Origin of the sequence: Nonomuraea monospora, assembly GCF_039531895.1 — a bacterium.
GTDB classification, from domain to species: domain Bacteria; phylum Actinomycetota; class Actinomycetes; order Streptosporangiales; family Streptosporangiaceae; genus Nonomuraea; species Nonomuraea monospora.
Window position 1 is genome coordinate 206,479 of sequence record NZ_BAAAQX010000006.1, and the last position, 19,352, is coordinate 225,830.

Genomic DNA, 19,352 nt, shown 5'->3' on the forward strand with positions numbered 1-19,352 from the left:
GGCCCGGGGTGCGGGTCCGGAAGAGCGATGGAGGAAGCCGTGCAGTTCACACCGTCATGGGAGTCTCTGGAGAGCCGCGGGACGCCGGAGTGGTTCCCGCGGGCCAAGTTCGGCCTGTGGGCGCACTGGGGGCCGCAGTGCCAGCCGGGTTTCGGCGACTGGTACGCCCGCAAGATGTACCTGCCCGGCACCGACGCGGCCGAGTTCCACCTGAAGCGTTACGGGCATCCCTCGCGGTTCGGGTTCAAGGACGTGATCAACGAGTGGACGGCGTCCCGCTGGGACCCCGAGGAGCTGGTCGCCCTGTACGCGCGTACGGGTGCCAGGTACTTCGTGGCAATGGCCAACCACCACGACAACCTCGACCTGTGGGACAGCCCGCACCACGCGTGGAACTCGGTCCGGGTCGGCCCGCGCCGCGACGTCGTCGGCGAGTGGGCGGCGGCGGCGCGGGCGCACGGGCTGCGGTTCGGGGTGAGCGTGCACGCCGCGCACGCCTGGTCCTGGTACGAGCCGAGCCGGCGCTACGACGGACGGCTCACCGCGGCCGACGGCGTCGGCACCTGGTGGGACGGGCTCGACCCACGCGAGCTGTACGCCCAGAACCACCACCCGGTCCCGGGCTTCGACCAGCAGAAGACCGTCAACGGCAACTGGGACTGGCCCGACCCCGAGCACTGGCCGGACGCCGCCTACCAGGCGAGCTTCAAGGCCAGGACGCTGCAACTGGCGCAGGCCTACCGGCCCGACCTGGTGTACTTCGACGACACGGTGCTGCCGCTGCACCAGTGCGGCCCGGTCGGCCTGGAGATCGCGGCCGAGCTGTACAACCTGCACGACGACCTGATCGTCTGCGGCAAGGTGCTCGACGAGCGGCAGCGGCGCGCCCTGACCTGGGACGTGGAGCGCGGCGCCGCCGGCCGGATCGAGCCGGAGCCGTGGCAGACGTGCACCTGCCTGGGGCAGTGGCACTACGACGACCGGGTCTTCGCCGAGCACCGCTACAAGAGCGCGGCCGAGGTGGTCGGCATGCTGGCCGACGTGGTCAGCAAGAACGGCAACCTGCTGCTCAGCGTCCCGATCACCGGCGACGGCGAGATCGACTCCGACGAGCGGGCGATCCTGGCGGGCGTCGGCGAGTGGCTCGCGGTCAACGGTGAGGCGATCTTCGACACCGTTCCCTGGAAGGTCTTCGGCGAGGGCCCGTCCGCCGAGGACCCGCCCGCGCTGAAGGAGCAGGGCTTCAACGAGGGTGGCGCGATGACCGCCGCCGACATCCGCTACACCGCCACCGGCGCGGCTCTGTACGCGACCGCGCTCGCCGTCCCTGACGGGCCGGTGGTCCTGCGGCGGCTCGGCCGCGCGGCGGGGCTGCTCGACCGCGAGATCATCGCCGTGCGCGCGCTCGGCGACGACCGGCCCGTGCGCTGGCGGCGGGAGGAGCAGGCGCTGGTCATCGAGTCGGCGGCGCAGGTCCACCGCATCGAGCTGGGAGGCTGACCGCGGTCCCCGTCATCGAGCCAGCAGGCTGACCGCAGCCCCCGTCACCAGGCGAAAGGCGCCCCTGCGATGAAACGTTCATCGCAGGGCCGCCCGCGGGATCCCGAAATTTTCGGAATACGACCTGCCGGACACCTCACCGCCACCGCGCGGGCACCCGGCCACCCTGCCCTTTTCACCATCATGACCAGCCAAAGTGCCCGGAAAGAACCGGGGAGACAAGGCGATCAGACCCGCCTCGCCGCCCGTGTCAGGTGGATTGACTGTGTCAGAAACGCGGCCGTAACCTCACCCCACTGACGCGCGGGACGGCGTGGCCCGCGTTCTGAACCCCCCTCTTTTGCCTCGTGAAGGGCATGCCCATGACTGTCTCCAGACGGGACCTGTTGCGAACGGCCGGGCTTTCCACCATGGCGCTCGGGCTGGCGGCCTGCGGCCGCGGCTTCGGCGGCGGCGGCTCCTCGGGTGGCGGCGTGCAGCTCAACATGGTCTGGTGGGGTGACGCCACCCGGGCGAAGAAGACGCAGGCCGCGCTGGACCTCTGGCTGCGCGAGAACCCCGGCGTGACGGTGCGGACGGAGTACCAGGACAGCGGCCCGTACAAGGACAAGCTGGCCACCCGTTTCGCGGCGGGCGACCCGCCGGACCTGATGATGATGCGGATGGACAGCGTCCGCGAGTACGCCGACCGCGGCGTGCTGATGGACATCAAGGCGCAGAACGGCGCCGTGGACGTCTCGGCGCTGAGCGAGCCCGCGATCGGGCTGGCGAGCGTCGGCGGCAAGTACTTCGGCATCCCCTCCGGGCTCAACACGATCGGGTTCGTGGTGAACAAGTCGACGGCGGCCCGGTACGGCGCGCAGGTCCCCGACGGGAACACCTGGAGCTGGAAGGACCTGGCGGCCTTCGCCCAGGGCATCACCGAGGCCAGCGGCAAGAAGGTGTACGGGGCGCACTTCGACGCGGGCACGCTGGCGAACCTGATCGTGTTCGTCCGGCAGAAGGGCGAGGACTTCTACACCGCCGACGGCCACCTGGGCGTCAGCGAGGCGACCATGACGGCGTGGTTCGAGATGTTCGACGAGCTGCGGGCGGCGGGCGCGATCCCGCCGGCCGGGTTCGTCGAGAGCCTGGGCGCGTCGGCCGAGCAGTCGCCGCTGGCCAAGGGCCTGATCGCGGCGCAGATCATCCCGACCAACAACTTCGCGGCCAACCAGGCGGTCACGGGCGGCAACCTGGCGCTGCTGCGCATCCCGGGCGAGACCACGGAGAAGCGGCGCGGCCAGTCGATCGACACGCCGGCGTTGTGGTCGGTCGCGGCGGCGTCCAGGCATCCGAAGGAGACGCTGAGCCTGCTGAGCTTCCTGATCAACGATCCCGAGGCGTCCAAGGCGACCGGCACCACCCGCGGCGTGCCCGCCAACACCTCGGTCGCCTCGGCGATCAAGCCGGTGCTCTCCGCCGACGACCAGGTGGCCACCGACTACCTGCTGGCGCTGCAGAAGGAGGAGCTGCCGCGCGCCTACACCTACCCGCCGGGCTCCAGCAGCATCGCCGCGAGTCTGACGACGATCGCCGCGGAGGTGGAGTTCGGGCGGCAGACGCCCGCGCGGGCGGCCAAGGCGTTCATGGAGGCCGGCAGGAAGGCACTCGGCAAGTGAGCACCACGCTGGACGCGCCGCCGGCGGTCGCCGGGGCGCGCCCCTCGCCCGCGCGGCGGCGCCAGAAGCCGCGGCGCGACCGGGCGGGCTACCTGTTCCTGCTGCCGTGGTTCGCCGGCATGCTGTTCACCGTCATCCCGTTCTTCGCCTCGCTGTACCTGGCCTTCACCGACTACAACCTGCTGAACGCGCCGCGGTGGATCGGCCTGGGCAACTTCACCGAAATGTTCGGCGACGCGGTGTGGGTGCAGTCGCTGAAGGTCACGTTCGTCTACACCTTCGTGTCGGTGCCGCTGTCGCTGGCGGCGGCGCTGGGCGTGGCCATGGTGCTCAACCGGGGCGTCAGGGGGCTGGCGCTCTACCGGGCGGTCTTCTACCTGCCGTCGCTGCTGGGCGGCAGCGTCGCGATCGTGCTGCTGTGGAAGTACGTCTTCGGTCTCGACGGCATCGTGAACGGCTTCCTCGGCTGGTTCGGCATCGACGGGCCGGGCTGGACCTCCGACCCCGACTACGCGCTGACCACGCTGATCGTGCTGCACGTCTGGACGTTCGGCTCCCCCATGGTGATCTTCCTGGCGGGGCTGCGGCAGATCCCGGTCATGTACTACGAGGCCGCCGCGATGGACGGCGCCTCCAGGTGGCGCCAGTTCCGCTCGATCACGCTGCCGCTGCTGAGCCCGATCGTCTTCTTCAACCTGATCCAGTCGCTGATCTCGTCGTTCCAGACCTTCACCCAGGGCTACGTGATGAGCGGCGGCGCGGGCGGCCCGGCGAACTCCACCATGTTCTACAACCTCTACCTCTACCAGCAGGGGTTCTCCCAGTTCCGGATGGGCTACGCCGCGGCGATGGCCTGGATGCTGCTGGTGATCATCGCGGCGTTCACCGCGCTCAACTTCCTGACCGCCAGGTACTGGGTCCACTACGACAACTGAGGTCTTCGCCATGTCGGCTCCGTCCTTCGAACAGGACAGCTATGTCGAGCGCATTGGAAGCACCCGGCGCAGCCGTTTCGTCAGGCACGTGCTGCTGTGCCTGGCCGGCGCGGTCATGCTCTATCCGCTGGCCTGGCTGGTGTCCAGCTCGCTGAAGCCCAACTCGCTGATCTTCAAGGATCTGTCGTTGTGGCCCGCCGAGTGGGACCTGAGCAACTACAGCCTCGGGTGGGACGCGCTGGAGCAGCCCTTCAGCGTCTACCTGGTCAACTCGCTGGTGATCGTGGTGCTGAGCATCGTCGGCAACCTCGTGTCGTGCTCGCTGGCCGCGTACGGGTTCGCCCGGCTGAACTTCACCGGCCGCAAGCTGTTCTTCACGCTGATGCTCGGCACCATGATGCTGCCCGGCCACGTGCTGCTGGTGCCGCAGTACATCGTGTTCGCCAAGCTCGGCTGGCTCAACACGTACTACCCGCTGCTGGTGCCGAACTTCCTGGCCACCAACGCCTTCTACATCTTCCTGATGGTGCAGTTCATGCGCTCTCTGCCGAGGGAGCTGGACGACGCGGCCCGCATCGACGGCTGCGGCCCGTTCCGCATCTTCTGGAAGGTGATCATGCCGCTGTGCATGCCGGCGTTCGCCACCACGGCGATCTTCACGTTCATCTCGGTGTGGAACGAGTTCTTCGGCCCGCTGCTGTACCTGACGGACACCGAGCTGTACACGGTGCCGCTGGCGCTGCGGCAGTTCATCGACTCCGAGGGCCAGTCGCAGTGGGGGCAGATGTTCGCCATGTCCTTCCTGTCGCTCGCCCCGGTGATCGGCTTCTTCATCGCCGGTCAGAAGTACCTGGTCAAGGGGATTGCCACGACCGGTCTCAAGTAAGGAAGGCTCATGAACCCCCTGTTAAGAATGCTCAGCGTCTGCGCCACTGCGGCTCTGGTCGCCGCGGTGACGGCGGTTCCCGCGCGGGCCGCCGTCCCGGTGGCCAACGGCGTGTACGTGCTGGCGTCGGGCGCCAGCGGCAAATGCGTCGAGGTCGCCGGCTCCTCACCGGACAACGGCGCGCCACTCACCCAGATCGCCTGCTCCACCACCGCCACCAACCAGCAGTTCAAAGCCGTCCCCCAGGGCAGCGTCTACAACCTCGCCAACGTCGGCAGCGGACGCTGCATCGACGTCCCCAACTCCACCACCACCTCCGGCACCCAGCTCCAGCAATGGGGCTGCGGCGACGGCAGCAAAACCAACCAGCAGTGGACCTTCACCCCCTCCACCGCCGCCACCGGCAAGTACCTGGTCAAGAACGTCGCCACCGGCCTGTGCCTCAGCAACAAGGACGGCTCCACCGCCGGCGGCAACCCCATCGTCCAGGAAACCTGCTCCGACCTCGCCCGCATGCAGTGGACCTTCAACCCCACCAGTTCGGGCGGCGGACGCACCTGGTCGAACAACGCCGACGGGTTCGCCGCGACCAGCGGCAGCGGCCTGTCCACCACGACCGGCGGCGCGGCCGGCGCCACGGTGACCGTCACGACCTACGCCGACCTGGTCAGGTACGCCACCGCCGCCGCCCCGTACGTGATCAAGGTCGGCGGCCCGATCACCGTCACCCCGTACGGCACCGAGATCAGGGTCGCCTCGAACAAGACCATCGTCGGCGCAGGCACCAAGGGCCACATCGTCAACGGCGGCTTCTTCCTCGGCTCCGGCGTCAGCAACGTGATCATCCGTAACCTGACGATCCGCGACACCCGGATGGCCGACGACGACCCGGGTGACGACGCCTACGACTACGACGGCATCCAGATGGACACCGCCCACCACATCTGGATCGACCACAACCACATCACGCGGATGAACGACGGCCTGATCGACAGCCGCAAGGACACCAGCTACCTGACCATCTCGTGGAACGTCCTGGCGGACAACAACAAGGCGTTCGGCATCGGCTGGACCGAGAACGTCACGTCCCGGATGACCATCCACCACAACTGGCTGCACGACAACAACCAGCGCAACCCGAGCACCGACAACGTGGCCTACGCGCACCTGTACAACAACTACCTGCAGAACATCTCCGGGTACGGCAACTACTCGCGCGGCGCCACCAAGATGGTGATCGAGAACAGCTACTACGACAACGTCAAGGACCCGTACTACCGCGACGACGCCGCCCAGCTCCGCCAGAGCGGCAGCATCGTGGTCAACTCCACCGGCCAGCAGGAGACGGGCGGCTCGGCGTTCACCCCGTCGTCGTTCTACTCCTACACGCTCGACCCGGCCGCCAGTGTGCCGTCCCTGCTCAGGACGTACGCGGGGCCCCAGGCCAACATCGGCACGTGATCAGCCTCCGGGCCGGTCACGCGGCCGGCCCGGGCACCTCCCGAGAAAGGGTCGCATCATGCGTCAAGGCATTGTCGCGGGCGGGCTGGCCGTCCTGATCGCGTCAGCCGTCCTGGGGACGGCGGTTCCCGCGCGGGCCGCCGTCCCGGTGGCCAACGGCGTGTACGTGCTGGCGTCGGGCTCCAGCGGCAAGTGCGTCGAGGTCGCCGGCTCCTCACCCGACAACGGCGCGCCACTCACCCAGATCGCCTGCTCCACCACCGCCACCAACCAGCAGTTCAAAGCCATCGCCCAAGGCAGCGTCTACAACCTCGCCAACGTCGCCAGCGGACGCTGCATCGACGTCCCCAACTCCACCACCACCTCCGGCACCCAGCTCCAGCAATGGGGCTGCGGCGACGGCACCAAGCCCAACCAGCAGTGGACCTTCACCACCTCCACCGCCGCCACCGGCAAATACCTGATCAAGAACGTCGCCACCGGCCTGTGCCTCAGCAACAAGGACGGCTCCACCGCAGGCGGCAACCCCATCGTCCAGGAAACCTGCTCCGACCTCGCCCGCATGCAATGGACCTTCAACCCGACATCCTCGGGCGGCGGCACCCCGACGGTCGCCTCCGACGGGACCGGCCGCTACCGGACCGTGCAGGCCGCCATCGACGCGGTGCCCTCCGGCAACACCGGCCGCGTGGTGATCACCATCAAGCCGGGCAGCTACCGCGAGATCGTCACGCTCAACAAGCCGTACGTGACGTTGCAGGGCCTCGGCTCCTCCCCGGCCGACACGCTGATCGTCAACAACCGCTCGGCCTACACCAGCGGCACCTCGGGCAGCTTCACGGCGCAGGTCTCCGGCCGCGACGCGACGCTCACCAACCTGACGGTCTCCAACGACCTGGACGAGAGCACCATCCCGAGTGGCCACCAGGCGGTCGCGCTGCGGCTGGACGGTGACCGCACCACGATGACGAACGTCCGCGTCCTCGGCGACCAGGACACGCTGCTGGTCAACGACTCGGCCCGGGCGTACGTGAAGAACTCCTACGTGGAGGGCACCGTCGACTTCATCTTCGGCGGCGGCACGATCGTCTTCCACAGTTGCGACATCCACGAGAAGCGCAGCACGGGCGGCCCGATCACGGCGGCCAGCACCGCGGCGGCCAAGACGTACGGCTTCCTGTTCTACAAGTCGCGCGTCACAGGGGCGGGCACCGGCAACACGACGCTGGGCCGTCCGTGGCGGCCGGACGCGCAGGTGCTGTACCGGGAGTCGACGCTGAGCGCCACGATCGCCACCGCGCAGCCGTGGACCGACATGTCCACCAACTCGTGGAAGAACGCCCGCTTCTCGGAGTACCGCAACAACGGCTCGGGCGCGACCGTGAACGCCAACCGCAAGCAGCTCACCGACAGTGAGGCGGCCAATTACACGCCGCAGAAGTACCTGGCGGGCGGCGACGGCTGGAACCCGGCCGGCTGAGGCAAGCGCGGACGAGACACCCTGCCGGGTGTCTCGTCCGCCACTCAGCGCTCGCGGTGCACGGCCTGCCCGTCCACCAGTGTCAGGACCGGCTTGGCCGCGCTGACCTCCTGGAGGTCGTCGAGGATGGGCCGGTCGAGCAGCACCAGGTCGGCCCGGCGCCCCACCGCGATGGTGCCCGTCTCGTGCTCGGCGTGGTTGGCGTAGGCGGAGCCCGCGGTGTAGGCGTCCAGCGCCACCCGCAGGTCGAGGGCCTGGGCCGGTTCGAGCGGCTCGGTCAGTGCCCCGTCGCCGACGGCGTGCGGATCCTGCGGCGGGCCGAGGCGGGTGGCCGCGGTGTAGATCGCCCACAGCGGGTTCGGGTCGGTGACCGGCCAGTCGCTGCCCATCGCCAGCCGCGCGCCCGCCCGGTGCAGCGCGCCGAACGGGAAGTGGTGCGGCTCGCGGTCGCGGCCGAGCAGCGGCAGCTTGCGTTCCACGATCTCCTTGTCGCGGCGGGCCCACAGGGCCTGGAGGTTGGCGATCACGCCGAGGGACGCGAAGCGGGGCACGTCGGCGGGGTGCACCACGTCGAGGTGCGCGATCTGGTGGCGGTTGTCCTGGTCGGGGCCCGCCTGCCGGGCGGACTCCAGCGCGTCCAGGCACTCCCGGACGGCGCGGTCGCCGACGGCGTGCAGGTGGATCTGGAAGCGCCGCCGGTCCAGCTCGCGGCAGATCTCGCGCAGCTCCTCCGGGTCGATGAACGACAGGCCCGACGGAGTGCCGTGGTGCGGGCCGCCGGAGTACGGCTCCAGCATGGCTCCGGTGCAGTTCTCGCAGACCCCGTCCTGCATCACCTTGACCGACGTCGCGCGGAAACGGCCGATCGTGCTGGTGGCCCGCCGCTGTTCGAGCGACTCCAGTTGCGCGAGGCCTTCCCCGGCCTCCCACCACAGCGCGCCGACGACGCGGGCGGTGAGCCTGCCGTCGGCGGCCAGCCTCTGGTACGTGGGCAGCGGGTCGGGCAGGCCCCACAGCGGGCCGACGCAGGCGTCCTGCCAGCCGGTGATCCCCATCGCGTGCAGGTGCCGCTGGGCCGCGAGCACGGCCCGCTCGGCGAAGTCGCCGGTGACCGGCGGCAGCAGGTCGGTGACCAGGTCGCCGGCCCGCTCCACGAGGATCCCGGTGGCGGCGCCGGACGCGTCCCTGTTGATGCGGCCGTTGACCGGGTCGGGCGTGCGGTCGTCGATCCCGGCGCGTTCGAGTGCCCGGCTGTTGGCCCAGACGCCGTGGCCGTCGTGGCTGATGAACGCGGCGGGCCGGTCGGGCACCAGCTCGTCGAGGAAGGCCCGGCCGGGCAGGCCGCCGGGGAAGGTGTCGCCGTACCAGCCGTTGCCGCTGATCCACTCCAGCTCCGGATGGGCCTCGGCGTAGCCGCCGATGGTGGCGCGGTACTCGTCGGGCGAGTGCGGCAGGCGGGACAGGTCGCAGGTCAGCAGTTGCACGCCGGCGGCGAGCGGGTGCACGTGCGCGTCGGTGAAGCCCGGCAGCAGGGTCGCGCCGCCGGCGTCGACGACCTCGGTGCGCGGCCCGGCGAGCCGGTGCAGCGGCTCCGGGGAGAGCGCCGCGATGCGGCCACCGGCGACGGCCACCGAGGTGATGCCGGGACCGGCGGAGTGCACCTGGGCGTTGACGATGATCGTGTCGGGGCTCATCAGGCGGCCACCACGGCGGGCTCGGCCGCGCGCGTCGCGGCGCGGCGGGCGACCAGCAGGTACGCGCCGCCGGACACGGCCAGGCCCACCAGCCAGGCGTCCGGAGGGGCGGTGTCAGTACTCACGGTGAGGCCTTTCGCTGGGGGGAGGGAGGGGCGGCGGTGTCGCTTGTGTCGCTTTGAGCGCTCGTCATGCCTGTGGGTGGCCGTGTCGCTTTGGGCGCGCGTCATGCCTGCGGGTGGCAGCACGCGGACTCGGGTGCCGCGCCGGGCTGCCGGTGGGCTCGCGGCGCGGGGGTGTCGAGCGCCGGGTTGGCGTCGAAGAAGCCGGTCGGCTTGAGGACGAACCCGGTCCGGTCGACCGGCATGATCGGCCAGTCCTCCGGTCGCGGGAAGTGGGTGAGGCCGAAGGTGTGCCAGAGCACGACGTCGGCGCCGTCGAGGTCGCGGTCGGCCTGGATCCAGGTGTCGATGCCGGTGCGGCCGTCGTTCTGGTTGACGTACTCGCCGGAGGGGAAGCGCTCGTTCTCGTCGTAGGCGGTGACCCACAGGTGCCTGCGGGTGAACGCGGCCCGCCGGGCGATGGAGGAGCCGTCGTCGGCGAGCAGCGTGGGCAGGCCCTCGGGGTGCAGCGTGTAGGCGACGGGGTGGCCGAGCGCGTTGCGCGACTCCGCGTTGCTGATCTGCCAGACGCGGCCCCGCAGGCCGTCGGCGAGCCTGGCGGCCTGTGACTCGCGCCGCAGCCGGGTGACGCGGCGGGTGAAGCCGTTGCCGTACGGGTTGCCCGGCCCCATCGGGACGCGCTGGGCGTCGATCTCGTCCACCGCGTTGCGCACGCCGTCCACGGTCATGTCGAGGCGGGCCGAGAAGAGGTGCTGGTGGAAGGGGGCGGCCACGCCCGGCGCGATCTCGCTCGCCCACGGGTACTCGCCCCCGGGGTGGGCGGAGGCGAAGACGACGCCGGTCGCCTTGCACTCCAATTCGATCGTGCCGTCGAGGTAGAAGTACCAGTAGAAGCCGTAGTCGTAGTTGCCCACCGTGATGAAGAACGACACCACCATGCGCCGCTGGCGGCGGGTGGACACGCTGCCGTTGTAGGCGTCGGTGTGCTTCCACAGCACGCCCGCGTCCTCCTCGTGCATGCAGATCGCGTTGCGGATGACGCGCGGGTGGCCGTCGTCGTCGTGCAGGGCCGCGTCGAGGTAGTGGATCTCGCCGAGGCAGTCGCAGCCCAGGGTGAGCGAGTTGGCCTCCTTGCCGAGGGAGTACTCTCCGGCGTCGAAGTAGTTCTGCCAGAAGCGGATCGGGCCCGGGTCGCCGTACGGCACCACCATCTCGGCGACCGACGCCCGGTACACGATCGGCCGGACGCGGTCGCCGTCCTGGAACCCGATCTGGTGCAGGGTGAGCCCCTCGACGGGGTTGAAGCCGACCCTGAACTGCCACTTCTCCCAGGTCACGACGTCGCCTTCGACGGTGAAGCTGGGCCCGTCCGGCTGGGTGATGACGATGGGCCGCTGCGTGGTGCGGGCCGGGCGGGCGGGGTCGTCGAGGTGGTAGTCGTAGGAGGCGGCGGGGACGGGCATCGGGCCCTCGTCGATCAGCTCGCGGACGCGGCAGGCGATCAGGTCCACGTAGGCGACGACGCCGTCCACCGGGTGGGCCCACACGTTGTCGTCCGGGCCGAGCTGCTGGAAGGCCAGGCAGCGGACCAGGCGCAGGCCCTCCTCGCCCGGCAGGTCGAAGCAGCCGGCGCTGAGCGCGGAGACGCGCACGGCGCGCGGGTCGTGGATGCCGCGCCGCGCCATCGCCGCCGCCCACCCGGAGTCCTTCCACAGGATCTCCTCGACCAGGTCGAACTCCTCGTGCAGGATCGGCGGCTGGCCCTCCGCGACGACGTCCACCTCCCGCTGCCGCACCACGGACCCGGTGGTCAGCGACACCACGACCTCGTGCACCGCGCCGCTGCGCCGGTCGAGGAGCAGCGATCGCACGCGGCGCTCGACGCGGTCGCCGGGCGTCCAGGCCAGCACGTCGGCCTTGGCGGGCTCGTGCAGGCCGACGAGCGCGAACCGCGTGTGCGCGGTCACCAGCCCGGCGTCGGTGAGGAGGGCGCGGTTCGCGGCGATCTCCTCGGCGGTCAGGCGGTCGAGTGGGTGCGTCATCAAGTTCTCCTGCTTATTCTTTGCGGCGTATCGCAAAGAATGCGCGGTGTTGCCAGCCCGTGCAAGGCCTGGAAACCTGTTGTTTACACAGAGAAGCGTGAGGTTTTTCGATGGCTGTCATCAAAAATTCCGAACATGGCGCGACCTAAGGAGCAGACCCGCCGCCGCAGCGAGCTGGTCGCCGCCGCGGGGCGGGCGATCGTCAGGCGCGGGCTGGCGGGGCTGCGGGTGCGCGACGTGGCCGAGGAGGCGGGGCTGTCGGCGGGGCTGGTCAGCTACTACTACCCGGACGTGGACGAGCTGCTGCTGGAGGTGCACCAGGACGCGGTGGACCGCTTCTACTGGGCGCGGGCCCGCGCGGCGCAGGCGGAGCAGGACCCGAGGCGGCGGCTGATCCGGCTGGTCGGGGCGGGGCTGCCGGCCGGTGAGGACGACCCGGTGTGCCGGGTGCTGTACGAGACGCACGTGCACGCGGCGCGCAGCCGTACGCACGCGGTGCTGATGACGGCCCTGTGGGACAGGGAGGTGTCGCTCTACATGGCGGCGCTGCGGCACGGCAGCGACAGCGGCGTGTTCCGGCTGTCCCTGCCGGTGGAGGACGTGGCCGCGAACGCGGTGGCGCTGGAGGACGCCTACGGGCTGCACATCGTCGGCCGCAACACCAGCGTCCCGGCGGCGCGCGCCCGGGAGCTGGTGCTGCGCTTCCTGGAGACGCAGACGGGCTGCCCGCTCGTGGAGCCCTGTCAGCCCTTGGGGTGATCCGCCGCGATCAGGTCTGCCGCCCGCTCCGCGACGACCATCACCGTCACCACGGGGTTGACGGAGGTGAGCGTGGGGAAGACGGACGCGTCGGCGATCCGCAGCCCCTTGACGCCGTGGACGCGCAGGTCGGGGCCGACGACCGCGGCGGCGTCGCCGGGCGCTCCGATGCGGCAGGTGCCCGACGGGTGGTAGACGGTCTGGTGGGTCGCGCGGGCCACGGCCGACAGCTCCTCGTCGCTCGTGAGGTCGGGGCCGGGGAACACCTCGCGCTTGACCCACGACCGCATCGGCTCGGCCGAGGCGATCCGGCGGGCCAGGCGCACGCCCGCGACCAGCATCGCCTCGTCGTGCCCATCCGGGTCGGTGAAGGAGCGGAACTCGATGGCCGGAGGCGCGTCCGGGTCGGCTGAGCGGACCCGGACCCGGCCCCGGCTGTGCGGGCGGGCCACGTTGGGGGCGATCGCGATCGTCCGCTCCGGCAGCGGCGGGGCCCCGGTCTCCGCCAGGTGGCGCTCGGCGTGCACGGCCCACGGTTCGACGGGGAAGTGCATGAGGACGTCGGGCCGCCCGTCGCCGCCGAGGCTCACCACGGCGCCGGCGTCCCAGCCGCTGGCGCAGGTGGCGGGCGGCACGCGGGTGGCCTCCCAGACGACCAGTCCTTCGACGTGATCTTGCAAGTTCTCGCCGACGCCCGGCAGGTCGAGTGCGACGGGGATGCCCGCGTCCTGGAGCACCTGGCGCGGGCCGACGCCGGAGAGCTGCAGCAGGCGCGGGGTGTCGATGGCGCCGGCGCACAGCACGACCTCGGCGGCGGCGCGCAGGTCGCGCTCCGCGCCGTCGGCGTCGCGCACGCGGACGCCGCACGCGCGCAGGCCACCGCCCTCGTCCCCGCCCTCGTCCCCGTCCCCGTCCTCGTCCTCGTCCTTGTCCTCGAACAGGACGCGCACGGCCCGGAGCCCGGTCAGGACCGCCGGGCCGCGGCCCTCGGCGCGGGCCGGGTGCACGTAGTGGATCGAGGTCGAGGCGCGCACGTTGGTTCCCGGGGTGTAGCCGACCTCGAAGAAGCCGACGCCGTTGGGCGACTCGTCGAGGCGGCCGTCGTTCCAGCGTTCCTGCACGGGCAGCCCGAGCGCGGCGGACGCGCTGGTCACCACGTCGGCCACGTACGGGTTGCGGTCCTCGGGTGCGACGGGCTGGATCGGCGTGCGCAGCCGGTCGTACAGCGGGAGGATCGTGTCAGGGTCCCAGCCCTTGGCGCCCAGGGCCACCCACTCCTCCAGGTCGCCGCGCAGCGGCCGCCAGGAGATCATCGTGTTGGCGGTGGAGCAGCCGCCGAGTATGCGCAGCCGGGCGAGCCTGATGTGGGAGTTGCCGCGCGGGTTCGGCTCGCTGCGGTAGTCGAGGTCGTACTCGCCTTCCAGCATCTCGGCCCATCTGCGCAGCTCGCGGGCGCGGGGCTCGTGCTCGTCGTCGGGGCCCCACTCGACGAGCGCCACGTCGTGCCCCTGCTCGGCCAGCCGGGTCGCGAGCAGCGACCCGGCCGTGCCGCCGCCGACGATGAGGAAGTCGCAGGTGTCAGCCATGGTGGATCCAGGTGGTCTTGAGTCCGGTGAACTTGTCCAGCGCGTGCAGCGAGAGGTCCCGCCCGTAACCCGACTGGCCGAACCCGCCGAACGGGGTGGCGACGTCGAGGGCGTCCACGCAGTTCACCGAGACGGTTCCGGCGCGCAGGCGGCGGGCCACGCCGTGGGCGCGGCTGAGGCTGTCGGTCCACAGCCCCGCCGCCAGCGCGTACGGAGTCCCGTTGGCGACGGCGACGGCCTCGTCCACGGTGTCCACCACGTGCACCGACAGGACGGGCCCGAACACCTCGGTCTGCGCGATGGGCGCGTCCGGATCGACGCCGAGCAGCACCTGGGGCCGGACGTAGGTCGGCGCGGGCATGCCGGGGACGAGCCCGCCGCCGTGCGCCTCGCGCGCCTGCGCCGCCCCCGTCTCCATGAGCGCCAGCACCCTGGCGGCCTGACGTTCGCTGACCACGGGGCCCATGCCGGTGGCGGGGTCGAGCGGGTCGCCGACATTGATCGCGGACGCGCGGGCGACCACGCGCTGCACCAGCTCGTCGGCCACCCCGCGTTGCACGACGAGCCGTGACGTGGCCGAGCAGACCTGCCCGGTGTTGGTGAAGATGCCCGCGGCCACGCCGTCGGCGACCGCGTCCAGGTCGGCGACGTCGTCGAGCACGACCACGGCGCTCTTGCCGCCGGCCTCCAGCCAGACCTGCTTGAGGTTGGACTGGCCGGCGTACTGCTGGAAGAGCTGCCCGGTGCTGGTCGAGCCGGTGAACGTCACCACGTCCACGCCGCGGTGCCTGCCGAGGGCCCGGCCGACCACGGGGCCCGCGCCCGGCACGACGCTCAGCACCCCGTCGGGCAGCCCGGCCTCGGCGGCGAGCCCGGCCAGGCGCAGCGCGGAGAGCGGGGAGTCCTCGGCGGGCTTGAGAATCACGCTGTTTCCGGCGGCGAGCGCCGGGGCGATCTTCCAGATGGCCATTTCGAGGGGGTAGTTCCACGGCACGACGGCGGCCACCACGCCGAGCGGCTCCCTGGTCACGACCGCCAGGTCGGCTGCGCCGGTGGGGGCGACCTCGCCGTACACCTTGTCCAGGGACTCGGCGTACCAGCGCAGGATCGCGGCCGAGCCGGGCGCGTCGATCGCGAGGGTGTCGGCGATGCGCTTGCCTGCGTCGAGGCTGTCGAGCAGGGCCAGCTCCTCGACGTGCTCCTCGATCTTCCGCGCGATGCGGTGCAGGACGGCCGCCCTGTCCCTGGGCGAGGCCGCCGACCAGGCCCCGCCCTCGAAGGCGCGCCGGGCGGCGGCGACGGCGGCGTCCACGTCGTGCTCGTCGCACTCGGCCACCTCGGCGAGCACCGCGCCCGTGGCGGGGTTGACGGTCGTCCGCGTCGCCCCCGACAGGGACGGCACGGGGCCGCCGATCCACGCGGTGGTCGCCGGCTCGATCTTCGCGGCCAGCGCGAGCCAGTCGTCGTGCGTTCGCTCGGTCATACGCCTTCGGCCTCCGCGAGGTCGGGGGCCGTGGCGTGCGCGCCGGTGGAGCGGCGCAGGCCACGAACCCAGAAGTAGTAGAGAGGGCTGATGATGGCCAGCCCGGCGATCCACGAGACGTCCACGCCGTTCAGGGCCTCGGCCAGCGGCCCGACGTACAGCGCGTTGGACAGGAACGGGATCTGCACGGCGATGCCGATCACGTAGCAGCCGATCGCTGGGACGTTGTAGCGGCCGTAGACGCCGCCGTCCGCGCGGAACAGCGCGGAGATGTCGTACTCGCCGTGCCGGACGAGGTAGTAGTCGACCAGGTTGACCGCCGTCCACGGCACGAGTGCGCACAGCAGCAGCAACATGAAGTTCACGAAGTTGGTGAGGAAGTCGCCCTTGCCGAGCTGCGCCAGGCCGAGGGCGACGACGAACAGGGCGACCACCACGACCGACCGCGCCTTGGCCTGCGGCTGCCATCTCGACCGCAGCGTCTGGCCGATGGTCAGGACGGACAGCGCCCCGCAGTAGAGGTTCATCGTGTTGGTCGTGACGATGCCGATCACGAAGACGAGCAGGACGACCGCGCCCGCGGGCCCGGCGCCCGCCCGCACGGCGCCGACCGTGTCGAGCGCGGGGAAGGCGGCGCCCAGGACCGCGCCGAAGATCATCGGGATGATCGAGCCGAGCGTGCTGCCCGCGTACGTGGCCCAGAACGCGGCGCGCACGCCGGTGTCGCGCGGCAGATAGCGGGTGTAGTCGGACACGTAGGGCGCGTAGGCGATCTGCCAGAGCGCGGCCAGCGACACCGTGCCCATGAAGCCCGCCCAGCCGAACCCGCCCGACGACCAGGTGGCCGCCGGGAGGTCCACGAAGGCCAGCAGCATGACGAACGCCAGCACGAGCAGGCTCCCGGCCACCACCGACATCACGCCGGCCATCGCGTGGATGATCTTGTAGCCGAAGATGGCGCCGGCGGCGGAGATGGCCCCGATGACCGTGATGGCCAGGGTCTCGTTCAGCCCCGTCAGGTTCGACAGGCCCTGGCCGCCCAGCACCATGTTCGAGGCGAAGAACGCCGTGTACATGGCGACCACGATGACCACGACCAGCAACGACCCCTGGGAGCCGAACTGGGCCCTGGTCTGCAGCATCTGCGGCACGCCCATCTGGGGGCCCTGCGCCGCGTGCAACGCCATCACGACGCCGCCCGCGAGGTTGCCGAGCACCAGCGCGGCGATCGCCCACGGGATCGACAGCCCGTAGACGAGCGTGCCGAGCAGGCCGGTCGCGATGGTCAGCAGCATGATGTTCGACCCGAACCAGATGGTGAACAACTGCGACGCCCGGCCATGCCGTTCCGCGATCGGGATATGTTCGATCGTCCGGATTTCAAGAGCCTCGTGGGAGGGCGCTGGAGTGCTCATCAACTCTCCTTGTGCAGCACAGTGACCAAGTACACCCTGTGCCAACGGCGAGCCATCTGTCTAACGCGAGAAACCGATCACTTGCATCAAGGAATTCGATGCAGTAACACGCCCGACACAATTCATCCGGTAAGCGCGGCTCCCACTTCCCGGCAGACCTCTACAAAGGCCTCCGCCTTTCGGGTGAGCCGGGCCTGTCTCATCCGCACCGCGACGACGTCGAGCGCGGGGAAGTCGTCGGCCAGGGCGACCGTCACCAGCGCCCCGCCGCCGTAGGTGAAGCTGTGGGCGGGCCGCTGGTTGAGGATCGCGTAGCCGTGACCTGCGGCGACCATCGAACGCACCGTCTCGTACCCTGCGGTGCGGTGCCGTACGCGCGGCTCGACGCCGACCTCCTGGAAGAGCGAGTGGAAGTAGGCGGAGGTGTGCGGCAACTCCAGCATCACCACCGGATCCTCGGCCAGCTCGGCCAGGTGGATGCGCTTTCTGTGCGCCAGGCGATGGCCCGGCGGCAGCAGCAGGTACGGGGGCGCGGAAGCGACCCGGGTGGTTTCGAAGTCCTCGCCGAGTTCGTAGGCGTACATCAACGCGACTTCGCAGGCGCCCGATCGGAGATTCTGTTTCAGGGCGGCGTGCGGGGCTTCGAGAACCTCCATGCTGACGGCCGGATGTCGCGTGCCGTACTTCGCGACGAGATGCGGCAGCCAGAAAGGCGCGAGCGTGTCGAAACAGCCGACGATAAGCGCGCCTACCAGTTCTCTGCCCGCATTCGCGGCGCTGTCGGCCAGCTCCTGGCTGTGCGCGAGAAAGCCGCGCAGCTCGGTGTAGAAGGCCCGGCCGGCGGGCGTCAGCGCCAGGCCGCGCGCGTGATGGCGCAGCAGGAGCTGGACGCCGAGTTCCTTCTCCAGTTGCGCGACCGCGGTGGAGACGGCCGACTGGGAGACGACCAGCTCGCGGGCGGCGGCCGTCATGCTGCCCAGCTCGGCCGCCGCCGCGAAGTAGCGGAGCTGCACCAGGGTGAACGAGGGGGCCTTCACGCTGCCCTCCTCCTGCACTCGGCCCGGCGACCTGCCTGAACAGGCACGATGCTACCGGCAGCGTGACGGCCAGGGCCAACGGCTTCCCACGGCGGACGGCAGGGGCCGACGGCTTCCCACGGCGGACGCCGCCGCCAGCGGCTCTCAGCCGGCGGCGACGTCCAGTGCCGTCCAGGCGAGCGCCGTCGCCGCGTCGAGCAGCGCCCTCTCGGCGTCACCGCCGACGCAGTGGGCGGCGAACTCCGGCTGGTGGTTCAGCGCCGGGAGCGACCCGATGCCGACGTACGGGTGGATCGCGGGCACCAGTTGCGACACGTTCCCCATGTCGGTGGAGGCCCGGTTCATCCGCCGGGCCGGCGAGCCGTCGTCGAAGCGGCGGCCCAGCCGCTCCGCGTTGCGCCGGTAGGCGGCCAGCGCCCGCTCGTCGTTGCGGAACTCCGCGTACGGCTTGCTCTCCGGGGTGATGTCCAGCTCGCAGCCGGTGGCCAGGGCGCCGGCCTGGAAGCACCGCCACACCTTCTCCTCCGTCTCGGCCAGCCCCGCCAGGCTGCCGGCGCGGACGTACCATCTGCCCTCGGTGCGGGCCGGGATCGCGTTCGGGGCCTCGCCGCCGTTGGTCATCACCCCGTGCACGCGGACGGTGTGCGGCAGTTGCTGGCGCAGCAGCCCGATCGCGACCTGGGCGATGGTGAACGCGTCGGCGGCGTTGACGCCCTGCTCGGGGTAGGCCGCGGCGTGGGCGGCCCTGCCACGGAAGAAGACGTGGGAGTGCGAGACCGCGAACGCCTCCGCCTCCGCGACGTCCACGGGGGCCGGGTGCGCCATCATCGCCAGGTCCAGCCCGGCGAACGCGCCGCGTTCCAGCAGCTCGATCTTCCCTCCCCCGCCCTCCTCGGCGGGGGTGCCGTAGACCTCGATCGTCAGCCCGGCCGTGTCGGCGAGCGGCGCGAGGGCGCGGGCCGCGCCAGCGGTGATGGCCGCGATCAGGTTGTGCCCGCAGGCGTGCCCGAGGCCGGGCAGGGCGTCGTACTCGGCGCACAGGCCGAGGCGGAAGGGCCCGCTGCCGTACGTCGCGTGGAAGGCGGTGTCGAGCCCGAGGTAGGCCGGGGCGACGGTGAAACCGGCCTCGTCGAGCGTCTCGGCCACCCAGCGCGCCGACCGGTGCTCCTGCCAGGCCGTCTCCGGGTGGGCGTGCAGCCGCTCGGACAGCGCGATCAGCCGCCCGGCGTCGGCGGAGACAGCCTGCGCCACGCGTTCCTTCTCTGCGGCCGTCATGTCACTGGCCGTCATG

Annotated in this window: 15 protein-coding genes; 7 read left to right on the forward strand and 8 right to left on the reverse strand. The window is 71.0% G+C overall.

The window, feature by feature from the left end:
• The first annotated feature begins 39 nt into the window (after positions 1–39).
• The 6 genes from ABD331_RS14285 to ABD331_RS14310 all read left to right on the forward strand — a co-directional run bounded on the left by ABD331_RS14285 (position 40) and on the right by ABD331_RS14310 (position 7,923).
• Positions 40–1,500 (forward strand): alpha-L-fucosidase, encoded by a 1,461-nt coding sequence (locus ABD331_RS14285; protein ID WP_344474608.1) that lies wholly within the window; start codon positions 40–42, stop codon positions 1,498–1,500.
• 362 nt (positions 1,501–1,862) lie between these two features.
• Positions 1,863–3,161: an ABC transporter substrate-binding protein gene (locus ABD331_RS14290; RefSeq protein ID WP_344474610.1), complete on the forward strand. Its 1,299-nt coding sequence runs from the start codon at positions 1,863–1,865 to the stop codon at positions 3,159–3,161.
• Complete coding sequence (locus ABD331_RS14295; protein WP_344474612.1) at positions 3,158–4,096, forward strand: carbohydrate ABC transporter permease; 939 nt, start codon at positions 3,158–3,160, stop codon at positions 4,094–4,096. The genes ABD331_RS14290 and ABD331_RS14295 overlap by 4 nt, the downstream gene beginning before the upstream one ends.
• A 10-nt stretch (positions 4,097–4,106) precedes the next feature.
• Positions 4,107–4,982 carry a carbohydrate ABC transporter permease gene (locus ABD331_RS14300; protein WP_425565998.1) on the forward strand — a complete coding sequence of 292 codons (876 nt, stop codon included), beginning with the start codon at positions 4,107–4,109 and terminating at the stop codon, positions 4,980–4,982.
• Positions 4,983–4,991: 9 nt separating this feature from the next.
• Positions 4,992–6,443 carry an RICIN domain-containing protein gene (locus ABD331_RS14305; RefSeq protein ID WP_344474614.1) on the forward strand — a complete coding sequence of 484 codons (1,452 nt, stop codon included), beginning with the start codon at positions 4,992–4,994 and terminating at the stop codon, positions 6,441–6,443.
• A gap of 58 nt (positions 6,444–6,501) precedes the next feature.
• Positions 6,502–7,923: a pectinesterase family protein gene (locus ABD331_RS14310; RefSeq protein ID WP_344474615.1), complete on the forward strand. Its 1,422-nt coding sequence runs from the start codon at positions 6,502–6,504 to the stop codon at positions 7,921–7,923.
• A gap of 44 nt (positions 7,924–7,967) precedes the next feature.
• Here the strand turns inward: ABD331_RS14310 and ABD331_RS14315 are convergent, their stop codons facing one another.
• From ABD331_RS14315 to ABD331_RS14325, 3 genes are all read right to left on the reverse strand, one after another.
• Positions 7,968–9,617 carry an amidohydrolase gene (locus ABD331_RS14315; RefSeq protein WP_344474617.1) on the reverse strand — a complete coding sequence of 550 codons (1,650 nt, stop codon included), beginning with the start codon at positions 9,615–9,617 and terminating at the stop codon, positions 7,968–7,970.
• Positions 9,617–9,742 carry a hypothetical protein gene (locus tag ABD331_RS14320; protein WP_344474619.1) on the reverse strand — a complete coding sequence of 42 codons (126 nt, stop codon included), beginning with the start codon at positions 9,740–9,742 and terminating at the stop codon, positions 9,617–9,619. Before ABD331_RS14320 ends, ABD331_RS14315 begins: the two co-directional genes overlap by 1 nt.
• Positions 9,743–9,843: 101 nt before the next feature.
• Entirely contained in the window at positions 9,844–11,817 is a 1,974-nt protein-coding gene (locus tag ABD331_RS14325; protein WP_344474621.1) for a primary-amine oxidase, read from the reverse strand.
• A 99-nt stretch (positions 11,818–11,916) separates the two neighbouring features.
• On the opposite strand from ABD331_RS14325, the gene ABD331_RS14330 reads away from it, so the two are divergent.
• A complete protein-coding gene (locus tag ABD331_RS14330; RefSeq protein WP_344474623.1) occupies positions 11,917–12,540 on the forward strand; it encodes a TetR/AcrR family transcriptional regulator in 624 nt (207 codons plus the stop codon).
• On the opposite strand, the gene ABD331_RS14335 is transcribed toward ABD331_RS14330, so the two are convergent.
• The 5 genes from ABD331_RS14335 to ABD331_RS14355 all read right to left on the reverse strand — a co-directional run bounded on the left by ABD331_RS14335 (position 12,525) and on the right by ABD331_RS14355 (position 19,351).
• Positions 12,525–14,126 carry a GMC family oxidoreductase gene (locus tag ABD331_RS14335; RefSeq protein WP_344474625.1) on the reverse strand — a complete coding sequence of 534 codons (1,602 nt, stop codon included), beginning with the start codon at positions 14,124–14,126 and terminating at the stop codon, positions 12,525–12,527. The genes ABD331_RS14330 and ABD331_RS14335 overlap by 16 nt on opposite strands.
• Positions 14,119–15,609, reverse strand: coding sequence for an aldehyde dehydrogenase family protein (locus tag ABD331_RS14340; protein ID WP_344474627.1), 1,491 nt, complete (start codon positions 15,607–15,609; stop codon positions 14,119–14,121). The genes ABD331_RS14335 and ABD331_RS14340 overlap by 8 nt, the downstream gene beginning before the upstream one ends.
• The gene (locus ABD331_RS14345) at positions 15,606–17,024 is read right to left on the reverse strand and encodes a purine-cytosine permease family protein (RefSeq protein ID WP_344474629.1); all 1,419 of its coding nucleotides are present in this window, start codon (positions 17,022–17,024) and stop codon (positions 15,606–15,608) included. The genes ABD331_RS14340 and ABD331_RS14345 overlap by 4 nt, the downstream gene beginning before the upstream one ends.
• A 122-nt stretch (positions 17,025–17,146) precedes the next feature.
• Positions 17,147–18,061: a LysR family transcriptional regulator gene (locus ABD331_RS14350; protein ID WP_344474631.1), complete on the reverse strand. Its 915-nt coding sequence runs from the start codon at positions 18,059–18,061 to the stop codon at positions 17,147–17,149.
• Positions 18,062–18,205: 144 nt separating this feature from the next.
• Entirely contained in the window at positions 18,206–19,351 is a 1,146-nt protein-coding gene (locus ABD331_RS14355; RefSeq protein WP_344474633.1) for a M20 family metallopeptidase, read from the reverse strand.
• Between the last annotated feature and the right edge of the window lies 1 nt (position 19,352).

Bases quoted from the DNA above. Each gene is read 5' to 3' on its own strand.
- ABD331_RS14335 (WP_344474625.1), bottom strand. From the start codon at position 14,126: ATGGCTGACACCTGCGACTTCCTCATCGTCGGCGGCGGCACGGCCGGG.
- ABD331_RS14300 (WP_425565998.1), top strand. From the start codon at position 4,107: ATGTCGGCTCCGTCCTTCGAACAGGACAGCTATGTCGAGCGCATTGGA.
- ABD331_RS14340 (WP_344474627.1), bottom strand. From the start codon at position 15,609: ATGACCGAGCGAACGCACGACGACTGGCTCGCGCTGGCCGCGAAGATC.
- ABD331_RS14290 (WP_344474610.1), top strand. From the start codon at position 1,863: ATGACTGTCTCCAGACGGGACCTGTTGCGAACGGCCGGGCTTTCCACC.
- ABD331_RS14315 (WP_344474617.1), bottom strand. From the start codon at position 9,617: ATGAGCCCCGACACGATCATCGTCAACGCCCAGGTGCACTCCGCCGGT.
- ABD331_RS14345 (WP_344474629.1), bottom strand. From the start codon at position 17,024: ATGAGCACTCCAGCGCCCTCCCACGAGGCTCTTGAAATCCGGACGATC.
- ABD331_RS14310 (WP_344474615.1), top strand. From the start codon at position 6,502: ATGCGTCAAGGCATTGTCGCGGGCGGGCTGGCCGTCCTGATCGCGTCA.
- ABD331_RS14305 (WP_344474614.1), top strand. From the start codon at position 4,992: ATGAACCCCCTGTTAAGAATGCTCAGCGTCTGCGCCACTGCGGCTCTG.
- ABD331_RS14355 (WP_344474633.1), bottom strand. From the start codon at position 19,351: ATGACGGCCAGTGACATGACGGCCGCAGAGAAGGAACGCGTGGCGCAG.
- ABD331_RS14330 (WP_344474623.1), top strand. From the start codon at position 11,917: ATGGCGCGACCTAAGGAGCAGACCCGCCGCCGCAGCGAGCTGGTCGCC.